The following is a 21,783-nucleotide window of genomic DNA, read 5'->3' as shown; positions in this document are numbered from 1 at the left end:
TTGACTACTTATTTCCCGATATTTTTTTGAAAAATGTTAGTGATAAGCGAAACAGTTTTCTTTCAATTTCATATTCAGCAACCACTGCACCGTGTTGCCTCTCTATCAATTGTTTAACAATATATAAACCCAGCCCCGTTTGTCCAGCGCTCCTACTTTGATCGATTGTATAGGTACGATCAAAAAGTTGCGCTAACTCTTCTTCGCTGATTGCTGCTTTGGTATCATTTTCTACACAAATCACTAACTTATCTGGAAAATCTTGAACGAATAAATGAAATTCAGAATCTGCATAACGTAAGACATTTTGAATAATATTGGTCAATATTCGCTTGGTCATTGCTGGATCGACCCATATTTTCTGTTCAAGACCAGCTGGTTCAATTGTCATCAGAACCCCGCTTTCTTGAAATTCTTGATAATGAGGTAGAAATGCCTCGCTCACTAATTCTTCTACCGATATTTGTTCATAATTTGGTGTTTCGTTTTCCGAATCTAATTGTGCAATCCGATAAAATAAATCGATTGTTTCTTCCAAGGTCGTGATTTTATTTAACACTAATGCTTGGTACTCCGCTCTTTTTTCTGGAATCAATTTTTCTTCCTGCAATAGCTCTGTAAATCCTTTGATTGCTGTTAATGGCGTTCGTAAATCATGGGAAATATTCGTAATTTCTCTTTTTAGCTTAAGCACCTCTGATAATTGTTGATGTTCTTGTTTTTTATGTTGCTGAATCAATTGATTAATCTTGTCAACAAAACGATTGATTCCTTTATTTTTGCCATTACTTCGTAGTCGCTCGTTTGTTTGACCAAAATCGATAATCTGCTTTAATTGACGATCAAGACGTTTTATTCTTCTGTGATTTATGATTATATAAGTAAACAACAAACTAACCAGCAACATCAATATTAAATAAAACATCTCGTCCCTCCTAACAATTAGATATCTTTTTTATTGAATTGATAGCTTCCAATCGCTAATGAAATAACTGCAATCCCTAATCCAACTGCCCACATTGTTCCATCAAACCGGACCGATAATTCCATAAAATCGTTGAGGTTATTACTTAATAAAACATTAGGCAAATAATCATTTAGAAACTTTAGTGCAGGAAATACTTTAAATACCACTAATCCTAACTTTCCAATCAAATTAAATACAACTAGCAATAAGACAATTGAAACTGTTTCTCGCACACCAAGTAAATTCAAGATGTAGCTAATACAAAATCCAGCCAAAATAATCGGCGCCATATTACTAAGAGCTAATAAAAAATTGTTTAATACTTGATCTTCATGTGGTAGAAGTGTTTGACCTAAACCAACCAAAAAGAGCATTGATACTAAACAAAAAAGTGAAAAAACACCCAATTGCAATAAAAATTTACCCCAAAAAATCTGCTTGCGACTATAACCAAAGGAAATTGCTTGACCAATCATATTTTGGTTTTTTCTAGTTAAAAATGATGTAAACATAAATGCTACAAATAATAAAAGCAACGATAGACCTAAAACGTTTCCGTAATAATAAGAATCAGTCGCATAGCGAAATGACGTATCTTGTTCTTTAAAAATTTTCAAAACCATCGCAAGTGCTCCCATTAAGCCGATTGAACCGATCACTAATACATAAACTATTCTCATACGTATCAAACGATAAAAGTCACTCAAAATATAATTACTCATTCCCTTTTCCTCCTACCAACTCTAAGAAATAATTTTCCAACGTTCCTTCTTCTAAATGAAGTTCAATGACCAACACTTCATTTTGAACTAATAAACGGTTGATTTGATCACGCTCAGTCAGATAATTAAAAATTTGAAATGTTTTATCTGGCATTACATGATAATGAATGTCGGGAAAATTTCTTTCCAATAATTGAGCTGTTTTAGCAGGCTCATTTACCTGTAAACTTACTTTTTTAGAGGCTTTATTTTGTAATTCAGCTTGTGATAAATCAGCAATAATTTGTCCCTCATTGATAAAAACAAAGCGCGTTGCCAATAATTGCAGTTCTGATAAAATATGACTTGAAATCACTAAGGTCACACCATGTTCTTGATTTAATCGTTGTAGTAATTGTCTAATTTCCGTAATTCCTTGTGCATCTAACCCATTCGTAGGTTCATCTAAAATAATACAATCAGGATTTGGTAAAAGAGCCAACGCAATACCTAAGCGTTGTTTCATTCCTAATGAAAACTCGTTAAATTTTTTCTTGCCTACATTTGCTAGACCAACGATTTCCAGCACTTCTGCTACTCGTTTTTTATCTGTCACACCTTCTTGCAAACGATAGTAGTCCAAATTTTGTTTCGCAGTAAAATCTTCAAAAAAACTTAAGCTTTCAATCATAAAACTAATTTTCGGTAAAACTTGTTGCCGATTTGCTGTACTTGTTTCAAAAAGTTGAACCGAACCTTCTGTTGGAAAAAAACGGTTCGCAATTAATTTAAATAAGGTTGATTTCCCTGCCCCATTTTTCCCGACGATTGCACAAATTTCCCCTTCTTCAATAGTTAAATTAACCTTATTTAATGAAGTAAAATCGTTAAATTTTTTCGTTAAATTTTCTGTTTGGATTATGTTCATGTTAACCCCTCCTTGTTATCCTAATCATATAGAAAAAGAGATTAAGTTCCTTTAAACGAATCATAAAGAAATCATAAAGTTTATTCAAACCAACATAAAACCTATGCCCCAAACGGTTTTAATATATTCATCCGTCGTATAATTTGCTAATTTCTTCCGTAAGTTCGAAATATGAACGCCTACCGTATTATCGTCCCCATAATAGGTGTCATTCCAAATTTTCTCATAAATTTGTTTCTTAGAAAAAACTTGTTCAGGTGCTTCCAAAAAAAGACGTAAGATATCAAATTCAGCATTGGTCACTTGTAGCGGTTGTTGCTGAATGAAAAGCATATGTTTTTTTATATCAATAGAAAGATCACGCCAAGAAAGGGTTGCTTCTACCTGTTCCACTTGCTTTTTACGTAATTGGACTTCAACTCTGGCAATCAATTCCTCTTTAGCAAAGGGTTTTGTAATAAAATCATCCGCACCTAATCGCAAAACACTAACTTTATCCATCACTTCACTTTTGGCCGATACAATAATGACAGGTGTTTGTTGAACATCCCGAAATTCTTTCAGAAAAACTTCTCCGGTCATTCCAGGAAGCATCAAATCCAAAAGAACAATATCAAAACGTTGTTGCTTGATCAGTAGTAACGCTTCTGTCCCCGAAAAAGCACTTGTAATCAAAAATGATTGTTGCTCAAAAATTTCTCTAAGTAAAGTATTGATGGTTGGATCATCTTCGACTATCAACATCTTTTTCATTTTCCCATTCCACCTTTTTTCATTTTCTTATCTTTCCACATTCATTTTAACTAGCCTATTTTTTAATCATATCAAACTCAGCTGAACAAAAATAGAAAAAATTAAAAGAGATACTTCAATCCTGACAAAAGCATAAAATTTAATTTGCCCTATCTAGTAGCATATCTGGATTTTGTATATTAAAATAAACTAGAATTCTTGATAGCTTGAAAGGAGCTTGCTTCCTAATGAAAAAAATAACCGAAAAAAACTTACTCACTCTCGTTGATCAAAGAGAACAGCGTTTTGTTTGCCTAATCGATGACCGCTTTTTTTATATTGAAAGAGGACATATTTACCGTTTTGAATCCCATCATAATATGAAGTTATTGGATTGCTTTGATGAGTTTGAAGCAGGAAACGTCCCAGAAACTGTACTAATCAAAGAACTGCAACAAACATTAATCAAACAAATTCAATACGATTGGTTAACGGATGTTATGAAAGAGACTTTTTTTGATCAAGCACATCGATTCTCCGATATGCTTATTGTCTTTTTTCTATAATCATTAGCTGCAAAAAAAGGTGGGTGAGACAAAAGTAAAGAACACTTTTGTTTAATGTCCTAAAAACGAATAAACGGTGGGAGCAGAAGCAACTCCTACGGAAATAAGCGACAAATCACAAAAATTTGAAAAACAATTTTCGTGATTTGTCGCTTATTTCTTGGAGTTAAACACTTCTGTCCCAACCTCCTTTTTATACTAACTTTAACTTCTTAACCCGCGACCTCTATCGATTAAATACCAACATACACTATAAAGAACCACAATAAACAAAATCAAAATTGTCATTGAAAAAGCAATTGGTACATCAATCGTTCCTAAGAAACCATAGCGAAAACCAGAAATCATATAAACAATCGGATTGATTTTTGACACAGCTTGCCAAAATGGCGGTAACATTGAAATTGCATAAAAAACGCCACCCAAATATGTCAATGGTTGTAAAACAAACGTTGGTACAATTGAAACGTCATCAAACGATTGAGCAAAAATTCCATTTAGCAAACCTGCTAAAGAAAATAAAGTCGCTGTCATTAATAAAGTAACAATTACAATGACCCAAGAATAGACATGTAATGGGACAAAGAACAAAGAAATAATTGTAACTAATGCGCCCACCAAGATACTTCTTCCCAAGCCGCCGATTACAAAACCACAGATGATTACATGCGTCGGCACAGGAGCAATTAATAATTCTTCAATATTCTTTTGAAATTTTTGTGAGAAAAACGAGGATGCAACATTGGAATAAGAGCTTGTAATAACCGACATCATAATCAAACCAGGGACAATAAATTCCATATAGCTGAACCCGTCCATCTCACCGATTCGTCCGCCAATCAAATTACCAAAAATAACAAAATACAGTGATGTCGTGATTACTGGTGGGACTAAGGTTTGAATCCAAATACGCATATAGCGATTCGTTTCTTTGACTGCCAGACTTTTTAACGCTGTAAAATAAAGATTAGACATTTTTTTCCTCCACTTGCTGATTTTCATGTTTTTCTTCTGTGATTTTTAGGAATAGTTCTTCTAGTCGATTGGATTTATTCCGCATGGAAAGAACCTTGATTCCTTGCTTACTAAGCTGATCAAAGATTTCATTGATTCCTTGGTTTCGTTCCACTTCAACAGCAAGCGTGCCTTCATTTTCAAAGAAACTTTGGTAGCCGTTAATTTCTGGTTCCGTTTCAAACGTTTCTAAGTCGAAGAGGAAGGTTTCATATTGAAGTTTAGCTAGCAGAGCTTTCATACTGGTATTTTCAATCAATTCACCAGCTTGGATAATCCCGATATTTCGACAAAGCATCTCTGCTTCTTCTAGATAGTGAGTGGTCAAAATGATTGTTGTTCCATTATTGTTTAACTCTCTTAAAAAGCTCCACATTTCACGTCTCAATTCAATATCGACACCAGCTGTCGGTTCATCCAAGATCAATAACCGAGGCTCATGCATCAACGCACGTGCAATCATTAAGCGACGTTTCATCCCACCAGAAAGCATCCGAGCGCGCTCATTTCGTTTTTCCCAAAGGTTGGATTGCTTCAAATATTTTTCACTACGTTTCAACGCTTCTTTTCGAGGCACACCATAATAACCCGCTTGATTGACAACAATTTGTTGCACGGTTTCAAACGGATTGAAGTTAAATTCTTGCGGAACCAAGCCGATTTGTTGCTTCGCTTGGACCAAATTCGTATCTAAATCATAACCAAAAACGTTCACTTTGCCTGAAGTTTTATTGACCAACGATGTAGTAATCCCGATGGTTGTTGACTTTCCTGCGCCATTCGGTCCTAAAAGAGCATAAAAATCTCCTTCTTCAACCGTTAAATCAATTCCTCGTAACGCTTCGACGCCTGTAGCATATACTTTTTTTAAATCTTTTATTTCTAGTGCATAGGTCATTTAATTCTATTCTCCTTATCATCCTACTTTTTTATATTTTCATGCGTATTAATAATTTTTGCATGTAACTTTTTACTTTTACTATGTATAACAGATACCTGTTTAATCAGCCATCCGTCGTTTTTTCCTTTTGACAACGATAGTCCTTGCCGTCTGAAGAGAGTAACTTTGTCATAAAATGCATAAATTCCGCGACAAACGCATCATTTAATCCATAATAGTGCCACTGACTTTTTTTACTTACCGAAATGATTCCGGCTTTTTCTAACACTTTCATGTGATGAGAAAGTGTCGGTTGGGTAAAATCAAAATGCTTCAACACTTCACATGCACAAAGATCTCCATTTGAAAGAAGATCAATAATTTTCATTCGATTAGGATCTGCCATTGCCTTAAGAATTACCGAAGTTTTTTCATAATCCATCATTTTAATGACCTCTCTTACATAGATATTCGTCTATATAAAAGATAGACCTTCATCAATATAAAGTCAAGACCAATTATACTTTAAGTGAGAATTTTCTTATTTTCCTCATTTACTTCGTTAAAATAAAATCAAAAAACTGAGAACTCAGAGGATTCAGCTTTCTCAATTTTTTTAGTTTTATAAAGCATTCAACATGGCTAGAATAGCCTCTAATTGTTCATTTTCAAACGTTTGCAATTTTTTATTGATTTCTTTTAAGTAGTATTCTTTTGTTTTTGTCTCATTGAGAAATTCATTTACTGGAATTTCCAAGTAATCGCAAATAATGTAAAGCATTTGGATGGAAGGCATTGAGCGCTTATTTTCAATAGAGTTTATATAATTCCTACCTTGTCCGATAGCTAAACTCATTTCCCTTGCACTCACATTCTTTTTAGTACGAAAATAATTCAATTTTTCAGCGATGAAATTATTTAAATCAGATTCATGCATATCTTCTCACCTTCCCATACTATAATTTTACACCATCCCAACGCTAAAACGCCTTTTAAAAAAGGATTATTTTTATAAAAAGAACCTTAAAACAGGTTTTTGCATTGATATACACCATAAAAGAGTTTACAATTTAAAAAAGGACGTTTTTTAAAGTGCCTAAAAGAATGAAAATCACACAAAAAGGAGACAACACAATGACATAACAAACAAAGAGAACGAATTTATTAACAAAAAACAAGCAACCAATCAAAGAAATCTCTTATTATGATATATCCCTGCTAAGTGAATCTTTTGAGCAGCTTTGCTCTTGGACAGAATCACTTAAACTGCTTGATCATTTTTTCGACCATAATGAATTTCCCTTGAATAAGAAAAAAATCACTAAAGAATTCCATGCCAATTCACATCTTTTTCACGCTTTTTTTAACGACTTTATTGTTAATACAAGTAATTTAGAAACACAAATTAAGCAATTGAAAGCAAAGCAAAAAGTGCGGCTGTGATTTTAGTAACATTGGTTACAAATATACTCGTATTTACAAAAAATCGGAAACTATTAACAAGATTTGAAAAACCACTCAAAGAATGGTATAATTTACTCACAAGTAAAAGTTGCATAACAACAACCAAAAAGAGTCAGACGGGGGCAACCGTACTGACTCTTTTCTTTTTTCACTTGTTCAATCTATCAAGCGTGAGGCTAACTGTCTTTTCGAAACTTAGAGTCTAGCCATTTATTAATATGATGGGCAATCACACTAATCAGAACTCCAAGTATAAGCTTAAGTAAAAGTTGCATGAACAACACCTCCTTACTAGCTGATAATTTCAACTTAAAGGAGACAGCAATTTTATTATAACATAAACAAAACTTTTTTTATCTTTTGATCAAAAAAACAAAAGTGATATAATTAAATTTACTTATTAAAAATTTTCGGTCCTTTACGCATGTTTTTGCGATCGTTTTTTGGCGTCTCCATTTTTTTTGATCTGCCGCCACCTTGTTTCTTTTTAATAATCTCTAACATTTTTTCTTTTGAATTCATATGTTCCACCACCTTCTATCAATTGATTTCACAGCTACCACTAATGAACGCAAGTCTTCTATATACATGATTTAGTTCAGTATGATTTGAATGATCTCGGTACGTGTTCCTAACATCCCAATTACAAAGTATACCTTATTCGTCAAGTTGAAACCAATGATTTTTGTTCAATCATTGAATTTTACTATCAAAATAGTTACAGTTCAAAGTGGTTACTATGGTTACTTTGCAGATGGAGGTGGTGGAGAAGCGACTATCAATTTATACAAAAAAAGAATCTCAGATGACAATTCTTTAAAATACGATGGCACTACTCAAATTGATTTAAGTTCTATGCCAAAAATAAAAAAATTGACACTGACAGTTCAATAGGATTTTAGCTTAGTATAATCGAGATTATTGTAATGGTAACTGACTAGTTAAACAACCAGATTTCAGTTTTTTTTCTCATTTATAAGACTTTATTTACTCGCAAATTATGAAATTCCTTTAGTCTCTATAAATTTATGTAAAACATCGACATACATATCTGGATATGAAATGCTTGCTTGTCCGTGATACAGTTCAGGAAAGATAATACATTCATTTGTAGGGATGATTTGTGTTAATTCTTGCGCAGATTCTAAAATTCCTCGATTTTCTTTCCCGCCCGCTAAAATTAGGCATTTTGCTTTTGTTAATCCAAGCTCTTTTTTAGGCGTGTATGAAGCATTTGCTTTTAAAAAAGAAATCATATCTGTTTTACTTATTTTACAACTATCTTTATAATATTCTTCAAAAAGTTCTGGGGGCAATTTCAACTCCTTGAACTGTAGTTTTGCAAACCATGGTTTCTTTATTAGTTTATAACTAATTGAAATACTTGGTGCTATAAAAGTATTAAAAAGTTTCATTGGTTTAATCAGTGCGCTTTCTATTATTGCATACTCACAAATGTCACTTTTTTGAGCAAGTATTTCTAGCAAAATTTGAGCGCCAAGAGATAGTCCTGCTATTAAAAAAACACGATTACCCCATCTTTCAGAAATATACTCTATTAGCTCTCGTGCATTGTCTGCTATACTCACAAAATGACTATCGCTATCTGCGTGTCCATCTAAAACTGGCAATACTACATGGTACTCATTTTGAAGTTTTTCTGCGACAGCCCTAAAACTCCACCAGGATAACCCGCCACCATGTATAAAAATAGCCACTTTTTCATTTTCTTTACCATACTCAATTACTTTCATATAAATCATCCTTATTTCATTATTTGATAGATTCTTTCAATAATTATAGTTATAATCATGATCAATTCGAGAGTATTCTAGAGTAATACCTTATCTTTCTACTCAATATTATTTTCAAAATTCTTACTTTACTCTTATATTGCTCAGCAATTAGATTCACATATTCTCTATTATACCTAGTTGTTGAGTAGTGTAAAAGAATTAAGGTGAAATCCTTTAGCATTCACTTTTTTTATGATAAAATTGTTTTAATAAAATGACTGAACAAGGAGGAAAAGTAATGACAGCATCTATGAAATTGCGTAATAAAGTTTTGAATAAATAATTTAATAAAAATTCAAAATTCTAGGTAAAGCAATTTCAAGGGATGAGTATATACTTTTCTATGTAAAAATAATCAAGTGAAATGGCGAGACGTAGGAATTTTCTAGGTCTTTTTTTGCTATACTTTTTTCCTTTTATCTAGTACAAAAGGAGAAGATACAATGGAAACTTTAACAATAAAACTAAGTAATATTACTAAAAAATATGGAACAAAAAATATTTTGTCTATTGAAAATCTACTAGCTTACAACGGAGAGCGTATAGCAATAATTGGAGCAAACGGACAAGGCAAATCAACTTTATTAGAGATCATTGCTGGAACGATAAAACCAGATTCGGGAATCGTTCAAAAAGAGATTGATTTTAATTTGTTTGAACAAATAGCTGAAGTTGAAGAACGAATGGATACAGACTCTATAGATTGGAAGTTACTAAATAATTTTTCAGTTCCTAAAAATAAAATAGACACATTAAGTGGCGGAGAAGAAATTAAATATCGCTTAACACAGCTACTATCCAATTATTCAATGGGATTATTATTAGACGAACCTACTACTCATTTGGACAATAGAAGTATCAAGGTCTTAATTGATGAATTGAACGATCATTATGGTACGCTAATATTTGTCAGTCATAATCGTTTTTTTATCAATCAATTAGCAACCAAAGTGTGGGAAATTGAAGATGGAATGGTTTATGAGTACGAAGGTAACTATGATGATTACTTGGAACAGAAAAAGATGAAACTGTTAGAAATAGAAAATAGTAATGAGCAATTCCTGAAAGAAAAAAAACGGTTAGAGAGTGCTATTAAGAAAAAGAAAGAGCAAGCTGAGAAAAGTAGCAACATTTCAAATAGAAAGAAAAATCAACGTATTAGACCAGACAGACTTTCATCGTCTAAACAAAAAGATACCGTTCAAAAAAACTTACAAAAATCTGCAAAAGCAATGGAAAGTCGTTTACAACAATTAGGGAATATAGAAGAAATATCGGCTCAAAATAACATCATTTTTCCACTTAGTAAAACCACAGAATTGCATAATAAATTTCCAATCAGGGGAGATGATTTTTATCTAAAAAAGGGCGAAAAAGTTTTGTTTGATAAATGTAACTTTCAATTTCCATTAGGAAAGAAGATAGCAATCATCGGGGACAACGGGGTCGGCAAATCTTCCCTTTTAAATAGTATTTTAAATGAAGAAGAGGGAATAATCGTATCATCTAAAGTAATTTTTTCTACGTATCACCAAATGTCTTACAAAATATTTGATGACCTATCTGTTCTAAATTATTTGATGAATCAAACAGAATATCCAGAATCAATAGTTAGAAGCATCTTGAATAATTTAGGTTTTTCTCAATCAGAAGTTCTAAAATCGATTAAAAATCTAAGTGGTGGAGAATCTACAAGAGTGCAAATTGCAATACTTTTCACTCAAAAATCAAATATATTGATCCTGGACGAACCTACTAATTTTATAGATTTAAAAACTATAGAAGCATTAGAAAAATTGATAAAAGCATATAACGGAACAGTAATAGTTACGTCGCACGATTCTTATTTTATAAAAAATATCGCTGAAATAGTGTATAAAATTGAAGATTGCCAGTTAAAGCAACTAATTAATTAGTTATTCAATTTTTTTGTCAGCGTACAAAAGTGGGTAAGATAAAGTAAAAAGCACTTTTGTTTTATCTCTTAAAACCGAACAAACGGCATAAAACAATCAGAATCTCGGCAATTTCCTAACCATCATTCATTGCAAAAAACGCAATAACTACTGGTTCGTCCAATTGCTCAATTCTAAGCGATTGTTTTATGACCTGATAAACGGTGGTACAAAAGCAGCTCCGAGAAATAAGCCGAAATTGTTTTAAAACACAGAAAATGAAACAAGCTGATGTTGCACAATACCTACTCGGTTCTCGGAGCTAACCGCTTTGTCCCAAACTCTTTTTGTAAATCGAAATACGAGAATAATTTCTTTTTTATTCACAAACAGTACGAATCATAAGAATGGATAATTTGAAGATACTGCACTATAATGGTTACTATCGAAATTTTATTAAGGAGCCTCATATGTTTAAGTTTCTTCATACCCACCCCTCAATTACTAATACTAGTCGCTTATTCGCTATTCTAATGGCCTTTTCTGGTGGAGCTATTGATGTTTATTCACACAACTATTTTCACGGTTTAGTCGCAACACAAACAGGAAATGTGGTATTGCTAGCTTCAAATTTATCTCAAAAAGATTGGTCTCAAATGTTACCCAAAACACTATCCATAGTTATATTCACTGTAGGATTTTTAATTGGTATTTGGGTTAAACATAATAATTTCAGCTTATATTGGCGTTGCTATACAATGTTACCTGTCATTATTACTAGTTTCATGGTGCCGCTATTTCCCGAACAATTTTACTTGATTAAAATTGGTGTTCTTGCTTTTGGCACGGGTTTACTTATGTTAACTTTTACTGGAAGTAAGGTTGAAGACAATCCTTATACTATTATGATGACATCTGGAAACTTCCGCAAAATGTTATATGAGTGGTATCTACATTTTAACTCAAAAGAAATACCCTCTAAAGCAAAACGCAATGCACAAAATTATACATTAGTCGTTTTAGCTTTTCTTGTTGGGGCATTTTCATTAGCTTTTATTGATATTTTTTTGGGAAGCTATTCCATTTGGTTACCTGCTATCACCTTTTTACTTTCATTTTCTATTGAAATTTTTCAAGCAAAAAAATTATCTAGTAATCATTTAATCAGTTGAAGACCTTTCATTTCAAAAACTGAGCAAAAGCAGTTCCCTCAGAAACATCAGCAAGTTTTACAACTGGCGATCCTACTTAATGCTTATCATTTATAAAAAAAATTATCAATACCTTACTTATTAAAAATCTTTGGTTCTTTATGCATGTTTTTACGATTGTTTTTTTGCGTCTCCATTTGTTTTGAGTTACCGCCACCTTGTTTCTTTTTAATGATTTCTAGTATTTTTTCTTTTGAATTTTTTGAATTCACAGTATGTTCTACTTTCTATTAGCAATTCTTTCATCGACTTTTGATTCATCAGCAGGCAACAATCGTTTTTTCTTTATTAGTCAGCTAAATTTATTCAATTTCGCCTTGTCCCAATCACACTGTATACCCTATTCATACCCATGAAACCACTTCTTCAAAAAAAAGTATGGGATAAGGTTTCTTTCCCCTTATCCCATACTTTTATTTATGCTACCAATAATCGATCGACTTACGCTAAATCAGCTCCATTGGATGCAATCACTTTTTTATACCACTCAAACGAATCTTTACGGCTACGTTCTAATGTTCCGTTTCCTTCATCATCTAAATCAACGTAAATAAACCCGTAACGTTTAGACATTTCACTTGTACTAGCACTGATCAAATCAATACAACCCCAAGGTGTATAACCCATGATTTCTACGCCCTCTTCGATCGCTAAGGCCATTTGCTCAATATGCGCTCTTAAATAGTCAATACGATAGTCATCATGAATGCTACCATCTTCCTCAACAATATCTTCTGCGCCTAAGCCATTTTCTACAATAAATAATGGGATTTGGTAACGGTCGTACATTTTTTTCATCGTTGTTCTTAAACCGATTGGATCGATTTGCCAGCCCCATTCGCTTGATTTAAGATATGGGTTTTTCTTAGAACCAAAAATATTTCCTCCTGTTTCCGCATCCCCTTTATCCGCCGAAGCAATCATAGACATATAATAACTAAACGATAGAAAATCAACCGTTCCTTCTTTAAGGATTTCAGCATCTTCTGGTTCTTGCTTAATATCGATATGATGATCTTTGAAGAATTTTTTCATATAGCTTGGATAATATCCGCGGATTTGAACATCCGTATAGAACAGATTATTTTGATCCATGATCACGCTCTCCAAAACATCGGCTGGGTTGCTCGTTTCAGGATAGGCTTCCATTCTTGCTAACATACAGCCAATTTTCGCATCGGGAATGATTTCATGGCATTTTTGCACAGCTAAAGCACTCGCTAAAAATTGATGATGTGCTGCTTGAAATTGTGCTTCTAACATATTATCGACATCATCAGCTAAAATCCCCCCACTTAAATAGCCAGTCATACCGATAATATTGATTTCATTAAAAGTCAACCAATACTTGACCTTATCTTGATATCGAGTAAATAATGTTTCCGCATAGTGAACAAAGCAATCTACTGTATCACGGGAAAGCCAGCCATTTTGTTTAAACGATAATCCTAGAGGAAATTCATAATGGGAAATGGTCACTAACGGTTCGATACCATGTTTTAAACACTCATCAAAAACAGCATCATAAAAGGCTAATCCCGCTTCATTCGGTTCACTATCGTCTCCATTCGGAAAAATTCTCGGCCAAGAAATAGATAGACGGAACGTTTTAAAGCCCATTTCAGCAAACAATGCAATATCTTCCTTGTAACGATGATAAAAATCGATGCCGTAACGTTTAGGATAAATCCCTTCTTTATCCGCCATAGCAAATTCAACATCGGCTTTTGTCACCGGATTTGTTAATAACATTTTTTCTCTTGCATCTTTCCCAACATATAAAGCGGTATCTGCCGTTGACCACCCTTTTCCATCTTCTAAAAAAGCACCTTCAAGCTGGTTGGCTGCTGTTGCGCCGCCCCATAAAAAGTTTTCTGGAAATCTTGTTTGCATTCTTTTTCGCTCCTTTTTTTATTTATGCTTCAACAGCAACAGTGATGTTTTTTGCTGTTTCATCTTCTGTTATTTTTTTTGCTTCAAGTTCTTTTTGATATGCTTGTGCATCTACGGTTTTAAAAAATGGATAGTAAGTTGCTGCACTCAAAACAATCATCAGTGCTTGGAAAATGGCCCATTTCCAACCGCCCGCTAGTAATCCACTCAAAATGGCAGGTGTTCCTAATGGCGCTGAAAGCCCTGGTAAATACGGTAGAATTCCTGTTCTCATACCGATATACGCTAACGTTACCATAATTGCTGGTGTAACAATAAATGGAATCGCTAAGGTAAAGTTCATAATAATCGGTAAGCCAAAAATAATCGGTTCATTGATTCCACAAATATTGGGAACAATCGCTAATTTTCCTAAAACACGATACTGTTCTGATTTTGCTCGCATCATCCAAAAAACGAGTCCTAAGGTTGCGCCCGATCCCATAAATAGAACTTGCATTACAAGTGCACCCGAAATAATATTAGGAATTTCTGCCCCAACATTATAAGCTGCCAAATTTGCATTAGTCAGTGGTGTCCAAATTGGTGTAAAGACACTGAAAACTACCATTGCTCCGTGAACTCCTACAACCCAAAGGACATGTGCCAAAATAATAGCAATCAACATCGCTGCAAACGTACCACCTAAAGAGGTTAACGGTGTCGCAATCAATGAGAAAATAACCGTATGAATATCACCCATTGGAGTTAAAGTTGTAACAAAACGAACAGCTAACCAAAGAATTGCTACTACAAAGCCAGGAACTAACCCTGAAAATGACTTCGCAACAGTTGGTGGCACCCCAGGAGGCATACTAATGACCCAACCTTTCGTAGTAAACGTCGTATAAATTTTAGCGGTAATAAGAGAAACAATAAAAGCTGTAAAAATACCTGAGCCGCCCAACCAATTAGAAGGTATACCTTGAATCGCATACGTTGCTATTTCTGTATCAAAACTATACGGTGTCACAATCAAAAATGACATCAACGATAAGATCCCTGCCGGAATCCCATCAATATCATAGGTTTCAGCAAATTTAGAAGCCACCAAAAATGCCACATAAAGTGCAAGTAAATTGGTAGTAATTTCGTTTGGAATCGCCGTAATCGCTTTCAACCCTGTATCTCTTAAAAACGCTTGGTACGGTTCGATTGGTAAGCCGTTTATCAAGCTTCCCAATGCACCAATGATTGTGATTGGCATCGCCGCCATTAAACCGTTGGTGATTGAGCTAACATATTTATTACTTTGAATCACGCCTGCTATTTTTTGCATCTTTACCTGAAAATTCGCCTGAGTTGCCATTATTCCTTTACCCCTTTCTTTTTATCAAGATACTAATGCATCATTTAACACTTTTTCCCCATTCATCATGCCATAATCGATCGAAGTGATCGTACTTATTTTTACCGGTTTATCTACAAATTTTGCCTTTAAAGAGTCTTCCATATGCCCAACTTGAGGCCCTAATAATACAATATCTACATGATCAATAATCTTATCCAATTTCCCTTCAGCTGTTGCATCAATGGTAACGTCTATTCCTTTACTTTTAGCAGCTTCTTTCATCCGTTCAACTAACATACTTGTTGAAAAGCCTCCAGCACAAGCAAGCATAATTCTTACTGTCATTTTTCTTCACTCTCTTTCAATTGTTTTTTTAACTGATTTATTTCCTGGCAATTATGGATAATATATTTCGCTAAATCGCGAACCGTCATAGCATTCATTACGTGATCTTGAGCGTGAATCATTAATAAATTCAGTTCGACTCCTTCTCCACGAATTTCACTTTGAATCAGCTTAGTTTGCGATTCATGCGCTTTGTTCAAGGAAGCGTTTGCATTTTCTAGCAAAATCAATGCTTCTTCTATCTCCCCTTCTTCGGCTTTTTGAATCGCTTTTAAGCAGCCTGATCTAGCATCGCCACCATTTACAATCAACTGCATGATTTCTTGTTCATTATCTGTTTTCAACAAAATTAACACCTCCTCGACTTTATAGTAGCAAAAAGCATGCCAACACAAATAAAGTCTGCAACCATCATGCTTGCTTCAATCAATTAACACAAATAATAGGCTTATCAATCTGTGTCTTGCTTTTTGTGTAATCTGTGTCGTTCAAAAAAGTCTGGATGAAGTATTATCTGTGTAATTCATTTGGTTCGCACCTATATTTCTCTTCCTTTTATCAGAGATACACAGATAAAAAATAAGTTGGTATCCGCAAAAACAAAAAGCATTTTTGCGAATACCAATTTATTAATTTCAGGCGAATTATTTTTTTAAATAAGAATACGCCACATAATTCAAATGGTCGTTCGTAATTGAATGGAAATAAGGACTAAACTGTTGCTTAAAGGTTTCTTGAATACGCATGGTATGAGTCGGATTGACTTCTAGTATCCCTTCAGCATCTGCAAATGGGCTGATAACTTCTTTTCTATGATCTTTTAAAATCATGCCGATAATATGAAACGATAAGCCAATCAAGCTGCTGATAAGGAACTTAGTATTCAAAAGTTCTTCAATTGTATCATTAAACACATAGATTCGTGCGATAATTTCTTGTAAGTTTGGTAGGTCATAATACTTACTAATCGTTGATTCGATATTTTTATAAGCTATCTCTTCATCGATTTGTTGCGCAATCAGTTCTAATCCCACGCCATTAATCACTTGATATAAATCGATTTGCTTAATTGCTGTTTGAATATGAAAGGAACTAACAATACAGATCACGCGATATTCCTTTTGAATGGCTTCGATTTTCATTTGAATGGTTTCTTTCCCGACAATATTTAATGGAATCAGTTTGATTTCTTTTCGATTTAATTGCAGTTCTTGGGTCAGAATTTGTTGAATCGTTAATGCCGTTCCTTCACCCGTTAAGCATACCGATAAAATCGCCAATGGTTTTTGTCCTTTGGAATTGGATAAACTTACTTTTTCAGACGTATGTTTAAATGCATAGCCTAAGTAATCATTTACACGCAACGTTTCTTCAAATACTTCCTCTAAGGAATAGCCCAGCATTGCTTTGCGACTAGCTTCAATCACGTGCATCGTACTAACCAAAGGAATGGCTTTGGCATTGATTTCGAATTCGTCTATCAGTTCACTGGCAAACGTCATTAAACTACCCATATCGACCAATAATAAGACATCTTGTTGTCCACCTTTTTCTGCAATATCATATTTCAGACGTTTCAACACACTTTCTGGTTTTTCATCTAAATGAGCATTGATTCCAATTACATTTTTATTTCCTAGCAAGGTGTTTACTGTTTGAGATAACGCAGTTGCCGTATGGTCCCCATGCGCAATAACAATTACTTGAACCGTTGTATGTTTTTTTATATCCGCTAACCCATCATACGTAAAAAACAAAACCAAATAACCTGCTTCATCTTTTGGAATTTCAACCTGCAAATAGTTTGCTAAGATTAACAGGCTTTCCGTCGCAATTTGAAATAAATCTGGATAAATTTTTCGAATATGAGCTAACTCAGGATTTTCGATTGGATGCCGATTTTTGATTCGCTCGACTAGATTATAGACATGGATAGAGAATGCTTGAACAATTTTTGTACTTAATTTCCGTTGCAGTTTTTCTTCACTAAATCCAATCATTTCTTGAATGATTTTCTGCAAGTTTTCTGGAATGATTGAATTTAAATGGATTGGTTGTTTATTTTGTTCAGACTGTTTCCATGCTTTCGTAAAATATTGACGCAAGTCCTCTTCCATCGCTTGTTGAATCGCCTCGACACTTAAATTTTCTTCTTCCAACTCCCGATAGCGTTGATTAATAATATGATAGACATTCAATGAATTATCTACTACTTCAGCGTCATTATCTGTCGGTTCGTACGTAAAAAAGCGCTCATTAATTTGACTAAAAACAGCCCATAATTTTCGATGTTCCGTTTGCGCAAATAGCCCCTCCTTGATATTTTCTGGTAAGTTAGCGGTTGTGATTCGCAATGCGTCTTCTTTTCCTGTCAAAAAATTTGAATAGGCTTTGGCACAAGCAATTTTGATATCTGCCTTAAATTGACCGATATTATTTTCACAGGAATAGCTTAAAAAAGCTTTCGTGGCATTGACGGTCATTTGGAGTTGCATTCCTAGTTTCGACACTTCTTTTTTGAGAAAAAAATTGAGCAACTGAAATCGCTCTTCTAGTGTTCGGTCATTTAAATTAGGTAGAGTGATAATCATTGGAATCCTACGAATAAATGTGGGCAATAAATGTTTGCTATCTTCTGTCGTTGCTGCGATTAGCATAGCATCAGAATGTTCTTCTTTTTCAGTCTCTCCCAAAGGCTTAAAGGTTCCCTTATCAATAAATGAAAAGAGCATTTCTTGTCCTTCTATCGGCAAACGATGCACTTCATCTAAAAATAAAATTCCTCCATGCGCTTGTTTCAGCAAGCCTTTTTGATTGGTATCTGCTCCAGTATAAGCTCCTTTGACCCGTCCAAATAAATGGCCCATCAATAATTGAGGGTTGTTGGCATAATCAGCACAATTAAAATGAATAAATGAACTACTTTTGGCTAAACGTCCGATTTCAATCGCGTAATGATAGAGCAGTTCCGCAAACATCGTTTTCCCTACACCCGTTTCGCCTAAAATAAGTGTGTGCATACCATTTGGTGGATAAAGAATGGCTGCTTTCCCTTGCTCGATTTGATGGAAAAGGCTTGGATTCACTGTTGAAAAGGTTTCTAAATCAGTGGTTGTTTTAATCATAAAATTATCTTTATTTTTCGGTATCGCTTTCATTTCTTTCACTTGATTAGAATGAACAGGAAGAAACAAAACAGGGCGACTCTTTACTTTTTTACATTTATTTTCTCGTACTAATTGGTTCAAATCTCTAGAAATATTACTACGATCAAAATTGATTTCATTGGCTATTTCAGAGGCTGTGATTCCTTTTTTTTGCTGACGATAGAGCCTTTCTAGTGTTTTCTCCACCAACTGTATACGATCCATGATACAATCTGCCTCCTATAAATGTTTTAGTTGAGTGAAGTATAGCATGCCACTTTAGAATGCTTCAAGCTATATACTGGTACCGCTAACATTATTCATTTACAGTGTAAAAGAAATACAACCTATTGCTTCAAAATAGAAAAAGAAGGCGGTTTATTAAATTTATCAGAGGGTTCAAAAAACTCTGACCAATTTAATAAACCAAACCTCCAGTTCAAAATACGACTTACACTAAATTATTTTTTATAACAGATTTAAACACTAACTTTAATCCACAATTCTGCTACTACGCAAATTAGTCATTAATCATTCGACTCATAAAACTATAACTAGCTCTTATCATTAAAAATATTAGCCAGCGTTTGCTCAATCATCTGATACTCTTTATTTTGTAATGGGTAACTAATTACACAGACATAGTCTTCCTCTTCATGCAAAGAAGGCATATTCGTTAAAATAACATCAATTCCTTTCTCATCGGATTCTACTAATTCTAAATTATAGCGGTTCTCAAAATTTCTTTTGATATCTTTTTTAATGTTTTCTCGAATAAAGAATGGTAAATCTGAATCAACGCCCACAGTTATTTTTTTCTCATATATTGTCGTAGTTTTAAAATAAGAAAATAATAAAAAGTATTTTCTTATTAAAAATGGTTTTTCCAAAAATATTGGACTATCATGTTCCTCAGCTAACTGATCTAAAAAATCACTCAATTTTTCCAATAGTTTTGGTGAAGTATCATTTTTAACCAAAATATCATAGCCATCAATATCAAAACGAATGCTTTTAAATACCCGACAAAACAAGTGGGCACAAAACGAATACGTAAAGAAAACGTCTTTTCTTTCTTCTGGAATTTCAAAGAATGTCTCTTCAAACAAGTTCATCATCTCTTGTGTCATAAGATAAACATCCGAATTCCTCTTTTGATGATAGGAAAAAATTCTTTCTCTGAGTAAATCAGATTTAAAGATTCGATACTTCATTTGTATCAGCAGTAATAGAAAATAAATATCATTCTCAAGATAATACTGATAATTCTCCATCCCTTGTATAATCAAGGGATCTTTTTTCATCGCTTCAAGGTTGACGTAGTTATCCCATTCCGCATCTTTTTTGATATAATATTTCTTTTTATTCCTTAGTAGATTCACACTCATTAAATAGGCCATCTGTTTTCTATTAATACTAGTAAAACTTAATTGTCCATTCTTAGCTGAGTTATCTACTGAGTTATATATTTTTTCTTCAGAAATATAGTCAAACGGCCATTCAGAGTCTTTATACAGCGTCCATAAAAAGATGTAGATAAACATTCGGATATTTCTTTCCAAACCTTCAAAAATTGTTTTATGTTTAGAGAGTTTAATCTGAAAGCCAGCTAAAAGTTCTTCGATTCTGATGATTGATTTTTTTAATGAATATTCACTGATAAAATTGTCTTCTGAATATTTTTTAATAGAAGAAATTTTAGAAAAAATTAATTGATTCAACAACATAATCGTATCATCATTATCAATAATATAATTTTTCAACTTAAACGCAGCACTGGTACCATACGCTATTTTAATTCCTTTAAATTTGTTGTACTCAATACTAACGTTTGCCCCTGTTTCAAGGTTAAACTCCTCGATTTTTTCTTCTAATTCATGGATATATCGCTGAATACTTCGTTGGTTTAAATCCAGTCTCAAACTCAAACTATACACAGACAACCAATCATTCTCACTTTGACTGAAATCAATAATCAAGCATGAAAATTTATTTTTCTTATCAAGCAACTCTAAAATTTCTTGTTCCATAATAAAAGCCCCTTTTATAATTATGTACAGAATCTCACTAGCTACTAAACTAGAGCCTATTTCAAAACAACAGAACCATCAATATAGCGATTAAAAAACTTACGTTACCTTTCGACAACAAGTGACATACTGATCATGTTTCCTTTCACCTCTATCGTTTTCAAAAAAGGCTAAGTTATTTTTATTATTTATTCTATATATTCTTATAGTTACTTTAGCATTTTTCTAAAAAAAAAGATAAATATTTGTCTTTAAAAAAAATGACTCACTTCAATAATCCCTCTTTTTTTGCATCAAACAGAATATTTACATCCGTCAACTCGTTTTTTCTTCCCTTTATTTCCCAATTAGTTTTCTTATTTGTAGAAAACACATCTTTTTTCTTTCTATAATATGTATCAATTTCCAACGTCCTTTTTTACTGTTTTAAAAAAAGAAACAAAAAATATGTCGGAACAAAAGACAAAAGTTACTATTTTCGATACGTAAAAATCGTATATTCTTATCTCACAAACAAAAAACAAAAAAACTTTTGGAGGAATTAACAATGACAACATCAAATACAAATCAACCTATTTTTGGATCAACTGAAGCTTGTGAGAATGTCATCTTAAAGAAATTAAGAAAGGATTCTGTTGATTCAGAATTAGCGTATCGTTTAGTGAAAGATCAATTAATTGATGAAGGAAATGCGCGCCAAAATATGGCAACGTTCTGTCAAACGTATATGGAACCTGAAGCACAACAGTTAATGGCAGAAACGTTTGAAAAAAATGCGATCGACAAATCAGAATACCCAAGTACAGCCGCAATTGAAGAAGCCTGTGTAGATATTATCGCCGATTTATGGAATGCACCTGATATGGATAAAATGATTGGTACATC

General features: G+C 33.4%; 22 protein-coding genes. 5 read left to right on the top strand and 17 right to left on the bottom strand.

From position 1 onward, the window contains the following. Positions 1 to 4: 4 nt before the first annotated feature. The 4 genes from ACYSNW_RS07325 to ACYSNW_RS07310 all read right to left on the bottom strand — a co-directional run bounded on the left by ACYSNW_RS07325 (position 5) and on the right by ACYSNW_RS07310 (position 3,349). Positions 5 to 925 (bottom strand): sensor histidine kinase, encoded by a 921-nt coding sequence (locus ACYSNW_RS07325; protein WP_461743831.1) that lies wholly within the window; start codon positions 923 to 925, stop codon positions 5 to 7. A 17-nt stretch (positions 926 to 942) separates the two neighbouring features. Further along, the gene (locus ACYSNW_RS07320) at positions 943 to 1,689 is read right to left on the bottom strand and encodes a hypothetical protein (RefSeq protein WP_461743830.1); all 747 of its coding nucleotides are present in this window, start codon (positions 1,687 to 1,689) and stop codon (positions 943 to 945) included. After that, a complete protein-coding gene (locus ACYSNW_RS07315) occupies positions 1,682 to 2,596 on the bottom strand; it encodes an ABC transporter ATP-binding protein (protein ID WP_461743829.1) in 915 nt (304 codons plus the stop codon). Before ACYSNW_RS07315 ends, ACYSNW_RS07320 begins: the two co-directional genes overlap by 8 nt. An 84-nt stretch (positions 2,597 to 2,680) precedes the next feature. Then, the gene (locus ACYSNW_RS07310; protein WP_461743828.1) at positions 2,681 to 3,349 is read right to left on the bottom strand and encodes a response regulator transcription factor; all 669 of its coding nucleotides are present in this window, start codon (positions 3,347 to 3,349) and stop codon (positions 2,681 to 2,683) included. Positions 3,350 to 3,576: 227 nt separating this feature from the next. Between ACYSNW_RS07310 and ACYSNW_RS07305 the strand changes: the two genes are divergently transcribed. After that, positions 3,577 to 3,894 carry a hypothetical protein gene (locus tag ACYSNW_RS07305; RefSeq protein ID WP_461743827.1) on the top strand — a complete coding sequence of 106 codons (318 nt, stop codon included), beginning with the start codon at positions 3,577 to 3,579 and terminating at the stop codon, positions 3,892 to 3,894. Positions 3,895 to 4,098: 204 nt separating this feature from the next. Here the strand turns inward: ACYSNW_RS07305 and ACYSNW_RS07300 are convergent, their stop codons facing one another. The 5 genes from ACYSNW_RS07300 to ACYSNW_RS07280 all read right to left on the bottom strand — a co-directional run bounded on the left by ACYSNW_RS07300 (position 4,099) and on the right by ACYSNW_RS07280 (position 7,774). Further along, positions 4,099 to 4,869 (bottom strand): ABC transporter permease, encoded by a 771-nt coding sequence (locus ACYSNW_RS07300; RefSeq protein ID WP_461743826.1) that lies wholly within the window; start codon positions 4,867 to 4,869, stop codon positions 4,099 to 4,101. Continuing rightward, on the bottom strand, positions 4,862 to 5,806 hold the full coding sequence (locus tag ACYSNW_RS07295) for an ABC transporter ATP-binding protein (RefSeq protein WP_461743825.1): 945 nt from the start codon (positions 5,804 to 5,806) through the stop codon (positions 4,862 to 4,864). Before ACYSNW_RS07295 ends, ACYSNW_RS07300 begins: the two co-directional genes overlap by 8 nt. Positions 5,807 to 5,912: 106 nt before the next feature. Beyond that, positions 5,913 to 6,230 carry an ArsR/SmtB family transcription factor gene (locus ACYSNW_RS07290; protein ID WP_461744107.1) on the bottom strand — a complete coding sequence of 106 codons (318 nt, stop codon included), beginning with the start codon at positions 6,228 to 6,230 and terminating at the stop codon, positions 5,913 to 5,915. Between the two features lie 180 nt (positions 6,231 to 6,410). Continuing rightward, a complete protein-coding gene (locus ACYSNW_RS07285) occupies positions 6,411 to 6,725 on the bottom strand; it encodes a helix-turn-helix domain-containing protein (RefSeq protein ID WP_461743824.1) in 315 nt (104 codons plus the stop codon). Between the two features lie 920 nt (positions 6,726 to 7,645). Beyond that, positions 7,646 to 7,774: a hypothetical protein gene (locus ACYSNW_RS07280; protein WP_461743823.1), complete on the bottom strand. Its 129-nt coding sequence runs from the start codon at positions 7,772 to 7,774 to the stop codon at positions 7,646 to 7,648. Between the two features lie 90 nt (positions 7,775 to 7,864). Between ACYSNW_RS07280 and ACYSNW_RS07275 the strand changes: the two genes are divergently transcribed. Further along, complete coding sequence (locus tag ACYSNW_RS07275) at positions 7,865 to 8,146, top strand: hypothetical protein (protein WP_461743822.1); 282 nt, start codon at positions 7,865 to 7,867, stop codon at positions 8,144 to 8,146. Between the two features lie 104 nt (positions 8,147 to 8,250). Here ACYSNW_RS07275 and ACYSNW_RS07270 read toward each other — a convergent pair whose 3' ends face one another. Continuing rightward, a complete protein-coding gene (locus ACYSNW_RS07270; RefSeq protein WP_461743821.1) occupies positions 8,251 to 9,006 on the bottom strand; it encodes an alpha/beta fold hydrolase in 756 nt (251 codons plus the stop codon). 485 nt (positions 9,007 to 9,491) lie between these two features. On the opposite strand from ACYSNW_RS07270, the gene abc-f reads away from it, so the two are divergent. After that, positions 9,492 to 10,964, top strand: coding sequence for a ribosomal protection-like ABC-F family protein (gene abc-f / locus ACYSNW_RS07265; RefSeq protein WP_461743820.1), 1,473 nt, complete (start codon positions 9,492 to 9,494; stop codon positions 10,962 to 10,964). A gap of 449 nt (positions 10,965 to 11,413) precedes the next feature. Further along, positions 11,414 to 12,115 (top strand): YoaK family protein, encoded by a 702-nt coding sequence (locus ACYSNW_RS07260; RefSeq protein WP_461743819.1) that lies wholly within the window; start codon positions 11,414 to 11,416, stop codon positions 12,113 to 12,115. 113 nt (positions 12,116 to 12,228) lie between these two features. Here the strand turns inward: ACYSNW_RS07260 and ACYSNW_RS07255 are convergent, their stop codons facing one another. The 7 genes from ACYSNW_RS07255 to ACYSNW_RS07225 form a co-directional block, all read right to left on the bottom strand. Further along, positions 12,229 to 12,366, bottom strand: a complete 138-nt coding sequence (locus ACYSNW_RS07255) for a hypothetical protein (protein WP_461743818.1) — start codon at positions 12,364 to 12,366, stop codon at positions 12,229 to 12,231. A gap of 229 nt (positions 12,367 to 12,595) precedes the next feature. After that, positions 12,596 to 14,047: a glycoside hydrolase family 1 protein gene (locus tag ACYSNW_RS07250; protein WP_461743817.1), complete on the bottom strand. Its 1,452-nt coding sequence runs from the start codon at positions 14,045 to 14,047 to the stop codon at positions 12,596 to 12,598. A gap of 22 nt (positions 14,048 to 14,069) precedes the next feature. Further along, positions 14,070 to 15,395 (bottom strand): PTS sugar transporter subunit IIC, encoded by a 1,326-nt coding sequence (locus ACYSNW_RS07245; RefSeq protein WP_461743816.1) that lies wholly within the window; start codon positions 15,393 to 15,395, stop codon positions 14,070 to 14,072. A gap of 24 nt (positions 15,396 to 15,419) precedes the next feature. Beyond that, positions 15,420 to 15,722 carry a PTS sugar transporter subunit IIB gene (locus ACYSNW_RS07240; protein ID WP_461743815.1) on the bottom strand — a complete coding sequence of 101 codons (303 nt, stop codon included), beginning with the start codon at positions 15,720 to 15,722 and terminating at the stop codon, positions 15,420 to 15,422. Next, positions 15,719 to 16,069 (bottom strand): PTS lactose/cellobiose transporter subunit IIA, encoded by a 351-nt coding sequence (locus tag ACYSNW_RS07235; protein ID WP_461743814.1) that lies wholly within the window; start codon positions 16,067 to 16,069, stop codon positions 15,719 to 15,721. The genes ACYSNW_RS07240 and ACYSNW_RS07235 overlap by 4 nt, the downstream gene beginning before the upstream one ends. Positions 16,070 to 16,366: 297 nt before the next feature. Beyond that, on the bottom strand, positions 16,367 to 19,093 hold the full coding sequence (locus tag ACYSNW_RS07230) for a sigma-54-dependent transcriptional regulator (RefSeq protein ID WP_461743813.1): 2,727 nt from the start codon (positions 19,091 to 19,093) through the stop codon (positions 16,367 to 16,369). Positions 19,094 to 19,422: 329 nt separating this feature from the next. After that, entirely contained in the window at positions 19,423 to 20,898 is a 1,476-nt protein-coding gene (locus ACYSNW_RS07225) for a helix-turn-helix domain-containing protein (protein ID WP_461743812.1), read from the bottom strand. A 547-nt stretch (positions 20,899 to 21,445) separates the two neighbouring features. On the opposite strand from ACYSNW_RS07225, the gene ACYSNW_RS07220 reads away from it, so the two are divergent. Then, on the top strand, positions 21,446 to 21,783 hold a 338-nt coding region (locus ACYSNW_RS07220), incomplete at its 3' end, for a pyridoxal-dependent decarboxylase (protein ID WP_461743811.1).

It is taken from the genome of Enterococcus sp. LJL99, from assembly GCF_054871725.1.
The sequence above is the reverse complement of the archived record's forward strand: the minus strand, read 5'-3'. Positions and strand labels throughout refer to the sequence as shown.

What these genes read in the sequence shown, in the direction of transcription:
- ACYSNW_RS07325 (WP_461743831.1), bottom strand. Translation starts at nt 925, where the DNA reads ATGTTTTATTTAATATTGATGTTGCTGGTTAGTTTGTTGTTTACTTAT.
- ACYSNW_RS07320 (WP_461743830.1), bottom strand. Translation starts at nt 1,689, where the DNA reads ATGAGTAATTATATTTTGAGTGACTTTTATCGTTTGATACGTATGAGA.
- ACYSNW_RS07315 (WP_461743829.1), bottom strand. Translation starts at nt 2,596, where the DNA reads ATGAACATAATCCAAACAGAAAATTTAACGAAAAAATTTAACGATTTT.
- ACYSNW_RS07310 (WP_461743828.1), bottom strand. Translation starts at nt 3,349, where the DNA reads ATGAAAAAGATGTTGATAGTCGAAGATGATCCAACCATCAATACTTTA.
- ACYSNW_RS07305 (WP_461743827.1), top strand. Translation starts at nt 3,577, where the DNA reads ATGAAAAAAATAACCGAAAAAAACTTACTCACTCTCGTTGATCAAAGA.
- ACYSNW_RS07300 (WP_461743826.1), bottom strand. Translation starts at nt 4,869, where the DNA reads ATGTCTAATCTTTATTTTACAGCGTTAAAAAGTCTGGCAGTCAAAGAA.
- ACYSNW_RS07295 (WP_461743825.1), bottom strand. Translation starts at nt 5,806, where the DNA reads ATGACCTATGCACTAGAAATAAAAGATTTAAAAAAAGTATATGCTACA.
- ACYSNW_RS07290 (WP_461744107.1), bottom strand. Translation starts at nt 6,230, where the DNA reads ATGGATTATGAAAAAACTTCGGTAATTCTTAAGGCAATGGCAGATCCT.
- ACYSNW_RS07285 (WP_461743824.1), bottom strand. Translation starts at nt 6,725, where the DNA reads ATGCATGAATCTGATTTAAATAATTTCATCGCTGAAAAATTGAATTAT.
- ACYSNW_RS07280 (WP_461743823.1), bottom strand. Translation starts at nt 7,774, where the DNA reads ATGAATTCAAAAGAAAAAATGTTAGAGATTATTAAAAAGAAACAAGGT.
- ACYSNW_RS07275 (WP_461743822.1), top strand. Translation starts at nt 7,865, where the DNA reads ATGATCTCGGTACGTGTTCCTAACATCCCAATTACAAAGTATACCTTA.
- ACYSNW_RS07270 (WP_461743821.1), bottom strand. Translation starts at nt 9,006, where the DNA reads ATGAAAGTAATTGAGTATGGTAAAGAAAATGAAAAAGTGGCTATTTTT.
- abc-f (WP_461743820.1), top strand. Translation starts at nt 9,492, where the DNA reads ATGGAAACTTTAACAATAAAACTAAGTAATATTACTAAAAAATATGGA.
- ACYSNW_RS07260 (WP_461743819.1), top strand. Translation starts at nt 11,414, where the DNA reads ATGTTTAAGTTTCTTCATACCCACCCCTCAATTACTAATACTAGTCGC.
- ACYSNW_RS07250 (WP_461743817.1), bottom strand. Translation starts at nt 14,047, where the DNA reads ATGCAAACAAGATTTCCAGAAAACTTTTTATGGGGCGGCGCAACAGCA.
- ACYSNW_RS07245 (WP_461743816.1), bottom strand. Translation starts at nt 15,395, where the DNA reads ATGGCAACTCAGGCGAATTTTCAGGTAAAGATGCAAAAAATAGCAGGC.
- ACYSNW_RS07240 (WP_461743815.1), bottom strand. Translation starts at nt 15,722, where the DNA reads ATGACAGTAAGAATTATGCTTGCTTGTGCTGGAGGCTTTTCAACAAGT.
- ACYSNW_RS07230 (WP_461743813.1), bottom strand. Translation starts at nt 19,093, where the DNA reads ATGGATCGTATACAGTTGGTGGAGAAAACACTAGAAAGGCTCTATCGT.
- ACYSNW_RS07225 (WP_461743812.1), bottom strand. Translation starts at nt 20,898, where the DNA reads ATGGAACAAGAAATTTTAGAGTTGCTTGATAAGAAAAATAAATTTTCA.